14 protein-coding genes are annotated in these 14777 nt (G+C 27.0%); 3 read left to right on the top strand and 11 right to left on the bottom strand.

Annotated features, from left to right (window positions below; all coding sequences use genetic code 11):
• Positions 1–425 precede the first annotated feature (425 nt).
• From H8S10_RS00705 to H8S10_RS00690, 4 genes are all read right to left on the bottom strand, one after another.
• Entirely contained in the window at positions 426–2192 is a 1767-nt protein-coding gene (locus tag H8S10_RS00705) for a sigma 54-interacting transcriptional regulator (RefSeq protein WP_186837597.1), read from the bottom strand.
• Positions 2193–2388: 196 nt separating this feature from the next.
• The gene (locus tag H8S10_RS00700) at positions 2389–2817 is read right to left on the bottom strand and encodes a DUF3783 domain-containing protein (RefSeq protein ID WP_186837596.1); all 429 of its coding nucleotides are present in this window, start codon (positions 2815–2817) and stop codon (positions 2389–2391) included.
• A 123-nt stretch (positions 2818–2940) separates the two neighbouring features.
• On the bottom strand, positions 2941–3672 hold the full coding sequence (locus tag H8S10_RS00695) for a hypothetical protein (protein WP_055263395.1): 732 nt from the start codon (positions 3670–3672) through the stop codon (positions 2941–2943).
• Between the two features lie 208 nt (positions 3673–3880).
• On the bottom strand, positions 3881–5023 hold the full coding sequence (locus H8S10_RS00690) for an AI-2E family transporter (RefSeq protein ID WP_243175804.1): 1143 nt from the start codon (positions 5021–5023) through the stop codon (positions 3881–3883).
• Between the two features lie 216 nt (positions 5024–5239).
• On the opposite strand from H8S10_RS00690, the gene H8S10_RS00685 reads away from it, so the two are divergent.
• On the top strand, positions 5240–5479 hold the full coding sequence (locus H8S10_RS00685; protein ID WP_055263391.1) for a hypothetical protein: 240 nt from the start codon (positions 5240–5242) through the stop codon (positions 5477–5479).
• A gap of 61 nt (positions 5480–5540) precedes the next feature.
• Here the strand turns inward: H8S10_RS00685 and H8S10_RS00680 are convergent, their stop codons facing one another.
• A complete protein-coding gene (locus H8S10_RS00680; protein WP_186837594.1) occupies positions 5541–6743 on the bottom strand; it encodes an acetate kinase in 1203 nt (400 codons plus the stop codon).
• 248 nt (positions 6744–6991) lie between these two features.
• On the opposite strand from H8S10_RS00680, the gene H8S10_RS00675 reads away from it, so the two are divergent.
• Both H8S10_RS00675 and H8S10_RS00670 read left to right on the top strand, forming a co-directional pair.
• The gene (locus H8S10_RS00675; protein ID WP_055263557.1) at positions 6992–8047 is read left to right on the top strand and encodes a putative sulfate exporter family transporter; all 1056 of its coding nucleotides are present in this window, start codon (positions 6992–6994) and stop codon (positions 8045–8047) included.
• A 120-nt stretch (positions 8048–8167) separates the two neighbouring features.
• Positions 8168–8632: a GNAT family N-acetyltransferase gene (locus H8S10_RS00670; RefSeq protein WP_186837593.1), complete on the top strand. Its 465-nt coding sequence runs from the start codon at positions 8168–8170 to the stop codon at positions 8630–8632.
• A 27-nt stretch (positions 8633–8659) separates the two neighbouring features.
• Here the strand turns inward: H8S10_RS00670 and H8S10_RS00665 are convergent, their stop codons facing one another.
• The 6 genes from H8S10_RS00665 to H8S10_RS00640 all read right to left on the bottom strand — a co-directional run bounded on the left by H8S10_RS00665 (position 8660) and on the right by H8S10_RS00640 (position 14759).
• Positions 8660–9628 carry a DUF2232 domain-containing protein gene (locus H8S10_RS00665; RefSeq protein ID WP_186837592.1) on the bottom strand — a complete coding sequence of 323 codons (969 nt, stop codon included), beginning with the start codon at positions 9626–9628 and terminating at the stop codon, positions 8660–8662.
• Between the two features lie 154 nt (positions 9629–9782).
• The gene (locus tag H8S10_RS00660) at positions 9783–11561 is read right to left on the bottom strand and encodes a M3 family oligoendopeptidase (RefSeq protein WP_186837591.1); all 1779 of its coding nucleotides are present in this window, start codon (positions 11559–11561) and stop codon (positions 9783–9785) included.
• 156 nt (positions 11562–11717) lie between these two features.
• Positions 11718–12428, bottom strand: a complete 711-nt coding sequence (locus H8S10_RS00655) for a hypothetical protein (protein WP_186837590.1) — start codon at positions 12426–12428, stop codon at positions 11718–11720.
• Between the two features lie 147 nt (positions 12429–12575).
• On the bottom strand, positions 12576–13157 hold the full coding sequence (gene rbr, locus H8S10_RS00650) for a rubrerythrin (protein WP_186837589.1): 582 nt from the start codon (positions 13155–13157) through the stop codon (positions 12576–12578).
• 93 nt (positions 13158–13250) lie between these two features.
• Positions 13251–14129, bottom strand: coding sequence for a DMT family transporter (locus tag H8S10_RS00645; protein WP_186837588.1), 879 nt, complete (start codon positions 14127–14129; stop codon positions 13251–13253).
• 138 nt (positions 14130–14267) lie between these two features.
• Positions 14268–14759: a GNAT family N-acetyltransferase gene (locus H8S10_RS00640; RefSeq protein WP_186837587.1), complete on the bottom strand. Its 492-nt coding sequence runs from the start codon at positions 14757–14759 to the stop codon at positions 14268–14270.
• Positions 14760–14777 lie beyond the last annotated feature (18 nt).

Raw genomic sequence — 14777 nt, 5'->3', positions numbered from 1 at the left:
TGTTAATAAAAAGGAAGATAAGATTTGTTCTCTAAGCAAGCTTAAACGAGCTAGTTAGCTCTTTAACAACCTAATATTTTACATTTTATTATCCTCATAGGGATAGTCTGCCCTTTTTTAGGTCACTTTATTACTAATAATCCTAATTTTCCTATTTTTTCATCTCTAATTAATATTCACTTTTTAAAAGATCAATTATGCTCATCTCTATTATTACAATTATTAATAAAGCAAAACTCATGCCAAATATAAAAATAAAAATTTAATTTTTTTCACCATTTATTCACGTTTTTTAAAGCCTCTATCTAGAATTATTTATATTGAAATTTAAAAAAATTATCAAAATGATAACTACTTATCATTTTGATAATCTGTCTTAATCCTTTAATTTTCATATCTTTGTTAGTATTTTATCATTTTGATAATTATTCTAAGCCATCCATTTTTCTATATAGCGTAGCTATTCCAATTCCCAATTTTTTTGCTGCAATTTTTTTACCTTCTGTAGTATTTCCATATTTCTCTATAGCTTTTTTTATATATAACTTTTCAATCTCTTTTAATGGTATTATTTCTTTAATATTTATACTTCTATCTATACTATCATTTAATAACTCCTTATAATTTTCTATAAAAGATTCTGGCAACATAGATTTATCTATAATACCTCTTTCATCTGAAATGCTTACCATAAACTCAACAACATTCTCTAACTCTCTCACATTTCCTTGCCACTTATATTTACGAAACATTTCTGATACTTCATCATCAATTTTGTTTACAGACTTATTAAGTAGATTATTATATTTATCCACTAAAACATTTACTAATAAAGCCAAATCCTTTCCTCGTTCTCTTAAAGCTGGAACTTCTATTGGTATTACATTCAATCTATAATAGAGATCCTCTCTAAATTTCCCTTTCCTAACAAGCTCTTTTAAATCTTTATTCGTTGCTGCAACAATTCTAATATCTAGTGATGTAAGTTTATTAGATCCAACCCTTACTACTGTTTTTTCTTGAAGTACTCTCAATAACTTAACTTGCAAAAATAGAGGCATATCTCCGATTTCGTCTAAAAATATAACTCCTCTATTAGCTAATTCAAATTTTCCTATACGCCCATTTACATTCGCTCCAGAAAAAGCACCTTTTACATATCCAAATAATTCACTTTCTAATAAAGATTCTGGTATTGCACCACAATTAATAGCTATAAAAGGTTTATTTCTTCGTTCTCCCTCTGCATGTATCGCTCTAGCTACTAGTTCTTTGCCTGTCCCACTTTCCCCTGTTATCAATACTGTTGACTTTAAATTACTTATGCTTTTAATTTTTTTCTTTAATGACTTCATAGCATCAGATTCACCAACAATACATGATATATCTGTTTTATTATTACCATAAGTTAAAGTTACAGCTTCTTCTTTTATATTCACAAGTTTATTAAATATTAATATTTTACTGTACTCATCTATATCTAATGATCCTTGGATTAATCTACCAACTACCTCATATTTTATATCGTCTATTTTTATTTGATAAACATTATTATCATTAAACTTATCATCAGTTTCATCAATAGATATTCGTTTATTTATTACCGATGATTGCAATTTTAATTCACTCGCACCTTTTTTATTAATACTACTAATTGAATTATTAGAATTTACAACTATAACCCCATCATTCACAGAATTAACTATCTCTTTAAAAAAATCTAAACTCTTTATTTGAAGCATATCCTTAGTATATTCAGATACTTTCGCTGATATAAGTTCTGATATTTGTTCTATAAATGATATTATTGTACCTAAATCATTTAACAGTCTACTTTTTTGTTCTACCGTACTACATACTACCCCTATTACTCCAATAACTTTTTCTTCATATATTATTGGGAAACTTACCTCCATCTTCTCTAAACAATTATCTTTTTCTGGACACTTTTTACAAAGTATATGTTCTCCTGGATTTTCTATAAGATGAATTCTTTTTTTGTTTATAGTCTCTTTATATACAAAACCACTTCTCTTTATATTTTCATTTATTCTATCTTCAAAAATCCCTGTTCCAGCTATTCTATTTAAACTTTTATCTACTATCTCAACATCAATTTTTAATATATTAGAAATAACTTTAGCATATCTTATAACTGAATCCTGTATATTTTTTAGATAAAGAGAATTCATATACTCTATCCTCCTATAAACTTCTCACTCTATTATTATCCGCATATTTTCTTTACTTAACAAATATTAATATATTATTAAATTATTAATCTCAAAACTTGTCTTATAAGATGATTTTACCTTTTATTACCATTTTATTCAATAAACAAAATAAAAAAGAAGTAATAATCGTTTTATTACTTCTTTAACTAAATAATTATTTTTTATGTAAATCTGAAAAATCTCCATTATTTATAGCAGCTCTTTCATTTAAAAGGTTAACTATTACTTCATTTAAAGTCCAATTTATTGATGTCTCTGTTACTATCGCTTTAAGAACATTATTTATTCTTATTTTCTTTAAATTATCTATAAACATATTAATTTTCATATTCGATATATTATTAAATATTATAGCTTTCTCTTTTCTGCCTTCTTCACAATTAGAATCTATTTTATCTTCTAATATATCTTTAATTATACTATTTCCATTTTTTGAATATAAACATATCTGATCTCTTACCCCTAAAATACTAGCATAATTCTTAACTGCTTTAAGTTCTTTTCCATTAAAATTACATAAAATCACACAACTTCTTGCATCGTTATCTAAATCACTATTTTTATCAAGTATCTCAAAAGACATAATTTCACCTCAACCTTAAATTTATTAAATATTAATTGAAATTCTATCATATTTGATAATAAATATCAAAATAAAAATATCTATCCAAACTGATAGATATTTTTATCAACTTTTAATTAATATTTAAGGCTTAATTATAAGGGTCTCAACCTTTCCTCCTGTACTACGTTCCTCTTCTCTATAATTTTCTTCATAATCATCGATTACTTCTTGCAAAGATTCTTTAACTATAGATAATATCTCTCTATCTTTAAGATTTTTCAAGTGATCCATACATAAATCCATATTATTATCTTCTTCGCATCCAACATTTTCTCTTAATTTATTTACCATCATTTCACTACCTGAACCAATAGCCCAAAAACTTCCTTTTCCTGAAATCCCTTGCCATATAGCTCTACCTTTTACAGCCTTAATTCCATAAATAACAGGCTCATCATTATCAAAACCTACTACTAATATATCTCCTGTATAATCTATTAAAAGATTAACATATTTTTCTGCAATTAACTCTGCAGTATCTGCTACTGTAAGTTCTTCAATACAGCTTAAATTATTAAGATCATTTATTATTGTACTTACTGATTTAGTTATTATATCTTTACCGCTTCTTAGAGTTTTTATAGAATTTGTATCTCCAGCAAAAGCTACACCTACACCATTCTTTAATTTAAATAGTTTTTTTCCTGTATCATCATGAATCTTTTCCCCATTCTTCTTTGTAATTGTAAGTCTAGTATCCGCTGCGAGCATTATTTTATTTTCACCAATTACAGCAATTATAGTAGTAGCATTGGCTGTTAATGTAATAAGCATAAAAAATATAATAGTATTACAAATAATTTTTTTTAACAAGCTACACCTCCTCCTCTCTCTATTTATAGTTTGTCAAATTGCTTTATTTATTCTAATTAAATTATGTTATATTATGACAACAATACCTTACCTAGCAAATATAAAAAACGTAAACCTTTAATAAAAAACTTAAATTTAAATCTAAAAAAAGACTATTGCATCCAATTAATTTCTGCAATAGCCTAATAATTATGAAAACTTCCATCTTTTAATTCACTATTATATTTTTATTATTTAATCTTTTATTTATAAACTCTTTAGATACCTTATATATTACTGAGAAAGTTGGTATACCTAATAACATTCCTAAAAGACCAAAGGTATTACCTCCAATAAGCATAGCTAACATTACCCATATAGGTGGTAATCCTACTGAACTTCCAACTACTCTTGGATAAATTAAATTACCTTCAATTTGTTGAAGTACAATTATAAATATTACAAACCAAAGTGCTTTCATTGGATCTATTATTAAAATTATAAAAGCAGACGGTATAGTTCCTATAAAGGCTCCGAATATTGGTATTAATGCCGTTACAGCTACTAATACACTAATAAGTAATGCATATGGCATATTTAATATAATCATTCCTATAAAGCATAGTACACCTATAATAATAGCTTCTATAAATTGACCACCAATATAGCTAGAAAAAGATTCATTTGCTACTCTTCCTAAATACATCACCTTATCTGCATAATTCTTCTTACTAAATGCATATAAAACTTTTTTCATACCTAATTGTAATCTTTCTTTATTTAGTAACATATAAATTGAAAAAATTAAAGAAAGTATAAAATTAACTAATCCACTAGTAAAGCCTACTGTAATATTAACTACCCCCGATAAAGATGATACAACTATTTGTCCTGTAAATTGAAGTACTTCCTTCCAAGCTGATAAAAAGTTATTCCATAGTGTACTTAAGATTTCTGTGTTACTTACATATTTATCTATTAAAGCTTCAAAAGATTTTATATATCCAGGTACTGTATCAGTTAAAGTAGACACACTATCAATCAGCTGTGGAATTATAAAGATTATTAATCCGCAAATTACAGCAACTACAGTTATAAAGGTTAAAGCTACTGATAATGGTCTTTTAAGACTAGAATACTTTATATACTTTCTACTATCTAAAAACTTAAATACTCTCTCTTCAAAAATTCTCATAACTAGATTTAATATAAATGCTATAGCTATCCCAATAATAAACGGTGAAATTATTCCTATTATATTTTTCCCACCTGAAATAATATTTTTAAAATTAAAAATTACATAAGCCAGAATAATTGTATATGTAACTAATCCCCAATACTCTTTAAACTTTTCTCCAATAAAATTTTTCAAAGTTTCATAATCCTCCCTTAACATTCTTAAGTTTATTTAAATGATATTATACACCATTTAGGTAGATAAATATATTTTTCAGTCCATTTATACAGTAATTTTAACATTTTATTAATTATTAAGCTGTAATACTTTTAAATAATATAGATAATTTAAACAAAATCACCTTTTTTAAATACTATATAGTATAAAATCTAATGATAGGAGATGATATACATGTCAAGAAGTTGTTGTAATAATAACTCCTGTAATTCGTGCAATGGTAATAGTGCATTAGACTTCGGAAATTCTTGGATTGCTGTACTAGCAATATTTTTAATATTCGGTGGTGGAGGGTTTTCTCAAAGTAGCTTTTGGGGAGACTATAACAAAGTTTTTCGTTGTAGCGGATTTGCTAATGCTTGGTGTGATAATAATAACTCAAATTTTAGTAGCCTTACAGAATCCTCTAATTAAGTTCTGCACTTTTACAAAGCAAAAATATCCTCAGCATTCACGCTGAGGATATTTTACTTTACTATTTAATATTTTCTACTAATTTAACTGTATCTCTAGCAATCATTAATTCTTCGTTAGTAGGAATTACATAAACCTTAACTCTTGAATCATCTGTAGATATTTCTTGAATTTCTCCTCTTGTTTCATTTCTTTCATTATCAAGTTCAAATCCTAAGAATTCTAATCCTTTTAAGCTTTCTCTTCTAGTTAATGAAGCGTTTTCACCTATTCCTGCGGTAAATACTATTACATCAATACCACCCATAACTCCAGCATATGATGCAATTTGAGCTCTTACTTTATAATGGAATACGTCTAAAGCAAGCTTAGCTCTTTCATTTCCTTGCTCTGCTGCATCTCTTACATCTCTGAAGTCTGAAGAAATTCCTGAAATTCCAAGAACACCTGATTTTTTATTTAATAAATCATCAACTTCTTGCATTGTATAACCTTTTTCTTTTATTAAAAATCCAATTACAGATGGATCAATACTACCTGATCTAGTTCCCATCATAACTCCTGCAAGTGGTGTGAATCCCATTGAAGTATCTATTGATTTGCCACCTTTTATAGCTGCTAATGAACAACCATTGCCTAGGTGACAAGTTACTATCTTAAGATCTTTTATATCTTTATTCATAACTTCAGCAACTTTATTTGATACATACTTATGAGATGTTCCGTGGAATCCATATTTTCTTATTCCATAGTTTTCATATAATTCATATGGTAAAGGACATATATATGCTTCCTTAGGCATAGTTTGATGGAATGCTGTATCAAATACACCCACCATAGGTACATTTGGCATTAATTCCATACAAGCTCGTATTCCTATTATGTTTGGTGGGTTGTGTAACGGTGCAAGTGCATTACACTCTTCAACTGACTTTAAAACTTCTTCCGTTAATACCACTGATTCTGAATATTTTTCTCCCCCATGAACTACTCTGTGTCCAACTGCTGCTATCTCATCCATTGACTTTATTACGCCATGCTTTTCGTCGATTAAAGCTTCTAAAACTAATTTAATAGCATCTTTATGATCTTTAATCTCAGCTTTTATTATATATTTTTCTCTACCTTCAACTTTTTGAGTTAATTGAGAACCTTCAATTCCAATTCTTTCAACTAACCCTTGAACCATAGATTCTTCTGTACTCATATCAATTAACTGATACTTTAATGATGAACTACCACAATTGATTACTAACGTTTTCACTTATCTTTCCTCCAAACTGTAAAGCTAATAAATTTAACATACTTTAATAATACAACAAATCCTTGAAAATTGAAAATAATTAATTATTCTTTTTTATCAAAAAAATCTGATAATTTTTTCGTTATTTTATTTATTATTTTGGATAAACTATCATTGTATTAATTCCATATATAAAATTGCTAATAAAAAATTTAACTAGAGAGGAAGTGAATATTTGTAAGGTTTTAAATATTCCTTACTTTTTCAATATGAGTAACGAGAATAACAAGAATCAAAATAGTTTTATAAAACATGCACTTCAAATTCTTCCTGGATTTTTAGTGTGTGTTGTAATAGCTATAGTAAGTAAAATAATAGCTAAACTTTTTCTCCCAACATTAGGTGCAGCTACAATTGCAATAATTATAGGTATAATCGTAGGTAATACTTTTGGTAGAAAAGAGTATTTAAACAAAGGTACTAAATTTTCTGAAGGAACTCTTTTATCTATATCAGTAGTCTTATTAGGTGGAACATTAAATATTAGTCAATTATTAGATTTAGGTATCAGGGGTATACTCTTTATAATTTTGCTTATGCTAATGACATTATTCGGAACTATTTGGGTTGGAAGATATCTAAAGTTTGGAGAAGACTTTGTACTTTTAATGGCTAGCGGTAATGCTGTATGCGGTTCATCTGCAATAGCCTCAACAGCTCCTGTAATTAATGCACATAGTAGGGATAAAGGTATTGCCATTACTATGGTTAATGTAACTGGGACTGTTCTTATGATATTACTTCCACTTTTAACTTCTTTTTTATATAATAATGAAACTTTTAGAACATCAGCATTTTTAGGTGGAATACTACAATCTGTAGGGCAAGTTGTTGCTGCTGGTTCAATGGTAAGTGAACAAGTAAAAGAACAAGCTACTATTTTTAAAATAGTAAGAATTGTATTTCTTGTCGTCGTAGTATTTTTACTTGCAGCTTTAAAGAAGAAAAGTACTGTTAAAGGTGTTGAAGCCGTTGAAGAAGAAATACATAGTCATAATCATCAATCAAGAATAAAGATTCCATGGTATATTATAGGATTCTTTATAACTTGTGCTTTATATTCATTAAATATAATTCCACATAGTCTTACTCATACATTAAAAGAATTAGATAATTTTATAGAAGTTATTGCTTTAGCTGGAATAGGTATGAGAGTATATTTTAAAGATTTAATACAACAAGGTCCTAAAGCTTCAATGTATTGCGTATTTATAGCTCTTATTCAAATAATAAGCGCTATTGTATTAATAGGTGTTTTATTATAAATTTTTAACCATAAATTAATTTTAATATTAATTTATGGTATTTTTTGTTATTTGTTATATAATTATAATAACATCAATTAAAAGGGGGTAAAAGTAAAAGATTAACTTTTACTAAAAGCTATGATTAAATTTAGACTTGCAAGAAAAGGTGATGAAAAAGAAGTTTTAACGCTTATAGATATTGTTTTATCTGAATATGGCCTTAATTTAGAACCTTCTGGTGCTGATTTTGACGTTACAGATATAACAAAATTTTATTTTAATAATAAAGGATGGTTTCAAGTTATTGAAGATGATAATAAAATCATTGGTTCAGTTGGAGTCTACAAGATAAATGACTCAACTTGTGAGCTTAGAAAGATGTATCTTTATAAAGAATATCAAGGCAAAAGCTTAGGAAAAACTTTGCTAAAAAATGCATTGCAATCTGCTCAAAATTTAGGTTATACTACAATGACACTTCAAACAAATTCACTTTTAACAAAAGCTTTACCACTATACGAATCTTTTGGATTTAAAAAAAATAATGATGAAGTTTGTTCAAGATGCGATATTTCAATGCAAAAAGATATAAGGCTTACATAAATAAGCCTTATTATTTTAACTTTATCACTATTTTTGCCCTTCTAATTCTAAATACTGATTAACTATATTTATTTCTTTATCTCTTATTTTCAATAAAAAATTAACTGTAACACTTCCTATGATTAACAATATGGTAGTTATGTAGATATTAACAATCAATAGATATAATATTGCAAATGATACCACTTGAGCAACAGTTGCTGATTTGCTTCTAATATAAATATATTTTCTTATAAATCCAATGGAATCTTTAATAATAAAATACATAAATACGACTCTTACAGACATATTTACAGTTTTTATATATGTTGAATTAATTGTAAAATTCGTATTATTAATTATTTCTACTATTAGTAAATATGTCACTGAAATGAAATACGTTCTTTTAGAACAACATAAATAGCTTCCAATTTTTTTAAAGTTTTTTAATATATTATATTTCTCTTTACTAGCTTTATTTAAAATATTTAATTTATGTCCTATAAATAATGCTCCAACATAAGACACTAAAGCTGTTCCTACAGGTATAATTGCAATAAATATATAAAAAGCCATTTTTGTTATTTCTTCATTTAAAGGAAACATTACAGCTACTGAATCAAAATCTTTAAGTAGACTATATCCTGTTAATGTTGATAAATATACATCTACAAGTATTACTACAAAACATCCTCCAATTGATGACCACAATATATCGTCTAATATTGCTCCTTTTTTAGATACAAAAAATCCACATATTAAACCTAGTATAATCCCTTGGCTCATCCATATCGCTGATGGAACATCCCCTATAGCTAGTGCTACAATAATTAAAGAAGTTAAAGAAGATAGTACTGTATATTTAAACCCTATTTTTAAATATAAAATTGAAATAAAAATAGGTACTATTATATCTAAATATATTGAGTACATAAGTCCAGTAGAAATTGCTACTATACTAACTACAACAAAAAGAGCAGATAGCATAGCCGCTTCGGTTAATTTTTTTGTTTTCAAATCTTTCACCTTCATTTGTTTTTAATTATATAACTTTTAGTATAATACTTATTTAATTAAAAGTTAATAGCTAATATAAATAAAGTACTAAACATCTCTTCTCATTTTCAAAATGAAAGAGCTGCTAATAGCAACTCCTTCATTAATAATATTATTATAACTCTTTGCTTAGTTCTATAAATTTTTCAATATCTTCTTCTATTGTCTTTAAAGAACTTCTCCAGAAATCTTTATCATGAATATCTATTCCCATAACCTTTGTTACATCAACAATCTTATTTTTCCCTGTTATTGAAAGTAAATTTTCGTAATCTTTAGGGAATGAATCTCCCCTCTTAATATATTCTGCATATAGTCCTTTAGCAAATAATAATCCAAATGCATAAGGGAAGTTATAGAAATTGCTATCTACATAATAATAATGAGGCTTCCAAGTCCACATATATGGATGTAAATATTCTGGATCTAATCCATCTCCATAAGCTTCTTTTTGTGCTTTAATCATAAGCTCTTTTATCTCATCTACAGAAAGCGCACTTTCTTTTCTCTTTTCAAAAAGCCAAGATTCAAATAAAAATCTTGAATATATATCTACTATAACTTGTGTTGAATCACTTATTTCACTTTCTAATATTGATAGAGCCTCTTCTTTATCAGCTTCCTTTATCGCTGCTTTTTTAATAATAGTTTCACAGAAAGTTGATGCTGTTTCTGCAATTGGCATTGGATAGTGAGAGTTTAAAGCACTTTCATTTTTTAAACACTCTCCATGGAATCCATGTCCTAATTCATGAGCCATAGTTACAACATCACTAAACGTATTTCCATAGTTTAATAAGAATCTACTTTCTCCTATAAAGTGAAGGTTTGAACAAAATGCCCCTCCCACCTTACCTTCTCTAGGATATACATCTATCCAGCTATTATCAACTGCTTTCTTTGCAAAATTTGCAAGGCTATCGCTAAATGTTCTAAAGTTCTTTTCTACAAACTTAGCTCCTTCTTCATATGAAAATTCCATATCTTTCTCTATTATTGGAGCATACATTTCATAAAATGGTAATCCATTATTATATCCTAATATTTCAGCTTTTCTTCTCAAATATTTTCTAAAGGTAGGCATCGCTTCTCTCATAGCTGAAAGCATTGCATCTAAAGATTCTTTATCCATTCTTGAATTTACAAGTGTTTGCTCTAATGGAGACTCATATCCCCTAAACTTACATATAGTTAATACTTCACCTTTTATTGCATTTAATGCTGCTGCTACACCTTCTTCAATCTTTTTATATGACTCAATTTCAGCTAAATATGCCTTCTTTCTTACATCTTTATTATTGTCATAAGCCATATTTAAAACTACTGTAAGAGGTAACTCCTTCATTTGTCCATCCTCTTCAATATTCACTTTATGATTTGAAATTAAATTATTTTTTAACTTTAACCATGCAGTTGATCCTGTATTTTGCATATTAGCAATTATACTCTCTTCTTTATTAGATAAAAGATATTTAGATTTTTCAACAATACTTGTTAAAATAAATTTATGTTCTTTCAATTTTTCTGAAGATTCAATAGCTTCATCTAGATTTTTTAATGTACTTATCCATTTATTTAATTTTGTTTCTGCTTCAACTATATTAGTTAATTTATCGTCTAAAATATCTGAATATTTTAATGCCACACCATTTGTTGTATCTGCACTAATAGTTAAATGAATAAATGCACCTAGTCTATTTGTTATATTTTCTAAATTAGTATAAAAATCAATATACTCTTCAAGTTTTTCCACTTCATTTTCATTATTTTTTACTGTTTCATTTGTCCAATCATTAAAGTTTGTAATTAAATTATCTACCTTTTCTAAATCTCTTTTAAACTCATCAGAATCAAATGATTTATATATTTCTTCTAAACTCCATTTTAATTCCATATTTTTCTCCCCAATCTTTTTAAATTTCATAAGCAGCATTCTATTTCTACTTATTAGGTATATTATATCATTTAAACTACAAAAATCCATATTTTGAAATAATTATGATAAATTATCTATCAAAAAAGAGGATGTCCAAAAACATCCTCCTAAAATTTATCTTTTTTTCTTTAATTGTAGCTTTTCTATCCAACCTTTTTCATAAATAAGTGATATATAACCTATTATTGACATAATTAATGCACCTAAGCAGTCAACTATTAAATCTTTCATAGTATCAACTAAAGCTGCTCTTCCAAGTAAATCTACTCCACCTTCTAGTGCAAATTTTTGCATATTTAATCCTAAAAGACCATCAAAAGTAAACTCATATATTTCCCAAAACACTCCAAGAGTTACTGCAAAGCAGAATGAAAATATAACAACAAATAATGGACTTAAATTAATAGGTACTGTTTCTGTTTTATTTAATAAAGTTACAAAAGAAAATCCTAATGCACCTAGCATAGCTCCACTAAAAGTATGCAGTATAGTATCCCAATGTGGTACATTATAATAAAAACTCTTTACTTCTCCTAAATATATTGCACAATATAAGAATATTGTATAAAGAATTAGCATATTTGAAGGTATTTCTATTTTAAATTTACGTTCAAATACCCCTGGTAAAAACATTGCAACAACACCTAAAATACATTGAGATAAAATAAGTACATAATCATTTTTTGTTCTTGCAAATGGATCACTTGGGTTCATTACTGATGGAGCTGCAATCATAGCCCATACTAAAAATATAATTGTTAAAATAAGCGAAATAAGTACGAAATAATTAAATGTCTTCTGATAATTTATTTTTTTACCTTTCAAATTTTTCCTCTCCTTATTGTTTATTATGTATAAAACACCTGATTCAATATAATATAACAATTTTCATCAAAAGTAAAATATGAAATTTTAGTTAATTAAAAAAAAGTAACATATAAGAACCTCTTACATGTCACTTTTAAAATTTTTTTAATAATTTTCTATAAATACCTCAAAGTAACCTTGTGGATGCAAACATGCCGGACATGCCTTAGGTGCCTCATTTCCTTCATAAATATACCCACAATTATTACATTTCCATAATACTGATTCTTCTTTCTTAAATACAGAATCATTTTCTATATTTTCCAATAATTTTCTGTATCTTTTTTCATGTCTAAATTCAACTTCTGAGATTCTTTCATAAGCAATTGCTATATCTAAAAATCCTTCTTCTCTTGCAACTCTAGCAAACTCCGGATAATCAGCACTCCACTCCTCATGTTCTCCATTAGCAGCTGCTTTTAAATTTTTCGCTGTTTCTCCATGTAGTGCTACTGGATATGATGCTGTTATTTCTATAGCTTCATCTGCAAATTCATCCTTTAAGAATTTATAAAATCTCTTCGCATGTTCTTTTTCCTGTTCTGCGGTCTCCATAAATATATTCGCTATTTGAACATATCCTTCTTTTTTAGCTGTACTAGCATAGTAAGTATATCTAGTTCTAGCTTGACATTCTCCCGCAAATGACTTTAATAAATTTTCTGCTGTTTTTGTTCCTTTTAACATTGTTAAAACCACTTCCTTTTATACCATTTTATAGTTATATTTTACCATTTATAGTTATGTTTTGAAATACTATCTATTTATAAAAACTAGGTATTACTTATTTTTTTCTAGTTTATCTAGCTTCTTATTATATAAAAACATATAAAATGATGCTCCAAATATAATTAAATACCCTATTACACTTAAATAATCTGGTAATACTCCAAAAATAACTAAACTTATTATTGCAGAGAATATTATATTAGAATAATCAAAAATAGATATTTCTTTTGAAGGTGCATATTTATATGCTAATGTTACCCCAAATTGTCCAATACTTGCAAAAATCCCCGCTAATATTAAATATACTAATTGAATCATGGTCATAGACTTATAAACTACAATCATAAATGGGAAAATTACAATAGTTGAGAATAATGAAAAATAAAATACTACCGTATAATGTTTTTCTTTCCCTCCTAAAACTCTTAGACAAGTGTACGCTGCCGCAGCACAAATTGCTCCAAGTACGCCTAATAATGATGGAATTATATCTAAATTAAAAGTAGGTTTTATTATAAATAACGCACCTAAAAATGCAATAATTATTGCAATACTCTGTTTTATATTTATTTTTTCTTTTAAAAATAATGCTGAAAAAATTATTACAAAAAATGGGCTTAATTTATTCAACATATTAGCATCTGATAAAACTAACTTATCTATTGCATAAAAATTCAATACTATTCCTATAGTTCCAAATATCGATCTTAATATTAAAATCTTTTGGCTATCCTTTTTTCCAAAAAAACTCTCCTTATTCTTTATAATAAATATTGCTGCAATTATACATGAAACAAGATTTCTAAAAAAAGTCTTTTGAAATGATGGCAAGTCCCCTGCTAGCTTTACAAATGCAGACATCATAGCAAATCCAAAAGCAGATGCTATTATAAATATTATACCTTTCGTCCTATTACTTAGTTCACTCATACTGTTACTCCTTTAATATTTAATTTTCTACATTAATATAATAACTAAAATAACTTATAAATCAAACTTTTAACTTTAAAATATCTATAAATAAAAATAAAGTGGAAACCCACTTTATTTTTATTACTATTTCAAACTTTAAAGCTTTCTTATATAATCCTCTGTTAATCTAAATGTTGTCCATTCATCCATAGAAATTGCTCCTAATCCCTTATAGAATTTCTTTGAAGGTTCATTCCAATTTAAACAGACCCATTCCATTCTTTTACATCCCTCTTCTCTTGCAAGCTTACCTAATATCTTAAATATTTCTTTTCCTAATCCCATACCTCTATATTCTGATCTTATAAATACATCTTCTAAATAAAGTCCTGAAGTGCCTGTAAAAGTAGAGAAATTATAAAAATAAACTACATATCCTATAGGATTCTCATCTTTCTCAACTATTAAAACTTCTGCTCTTCTTTTTTCAAAAACGTATTTTTTAAGTGACTCTTCTGTTGCGTCTACAGCATTAGATAATTTTTCATACTCAGCTATTTCTTTAATAAATCCTAAAATTAATGATAAATCATTTTCACTTGTTTCTCTTAGTGTAAACCCCTCAATATTTGTATTATATCTTCTCATGTTATCCCCCTGTGCGCA

Origin of the sequence: Clostridium sp. NSJ-49, assembly GCF_014287725.1 — a bacterium.
Classification (GTDB): Bacteria; Bacillota; Clostridia; order Clostridiales; family Clostridiaceae; genus Clostridium; species Clostridium disporicum_B.
The sequence above is the reverse complement of the archived record's forward strand: the minus strand, read 5'-3'. Positions and strand labels throughout refer to the sequence as shown.

Bases quoted from the DNA above. Each gene is read 5' to 3' on its own strand.
- H8S10_RS00705 (WP_186837597.1), bottom strand. From the start codon at position 2,192: ATGAATTCTCTTTATCTAAAAAATATACAGGATTCAGTTATAAGATAT.
- H8S10_RS00700 (WP_186837596.1), bottom strand. From the start codon at position 2,817: ATGTCTTTTGAGATACTTGATAAAAATAGTGATTTAGATAACGATGCA.
- H8S10_RS00685 (WP_055263391.1), top strand. From the start codon at position 5,240: ATGTCAAGAAGTTGTTGTAATAATAACTCCTGTAATTCGTGCAATGGT.
- H8S10_RS00675 (WP_055263557.1), top strand. From the start codon at position 6,992: ATGAGTAACGAGAATAACAAGAATCAAAATAGTTTTATAAAACATGCA.
- H8S10_RS00670 (WP_186837593.1), top strand. From the start codon at position 8,168: ATGATTAAATTTAGACTTGCAAGAAAAGGTGATGAAAAAGAAGTTTTA.
- H8S10_RS00660 (WP_186837591.1), bottom strand. From the start codon at position 11,561: ATGGAATTAAAATGGAGTTTAGAAGAAATATATAAATCATTTGATTCT.
- rbr (WP_186837589.1), bottom strand. From the start codon at position 13,157: ATGTTAAAAGGAACAAAAACAGCAGAAAATTTATTAAAGTCATTTGCG.
- H8S10_RS00645 (WP_186837588.1), bottom strand. From the start codon at position 14,129: ATGAGTGAACTAAGTAATAGGACGAAAGGTATAATATTTATAATAGCA.
- H8S10_RS00640 (WP_186837587.1), bottom strand. From the start codon at position 14,759: ATGAGAAGATATAATACAAATATTGAGGGGTTTACACTAAGAGAAACA.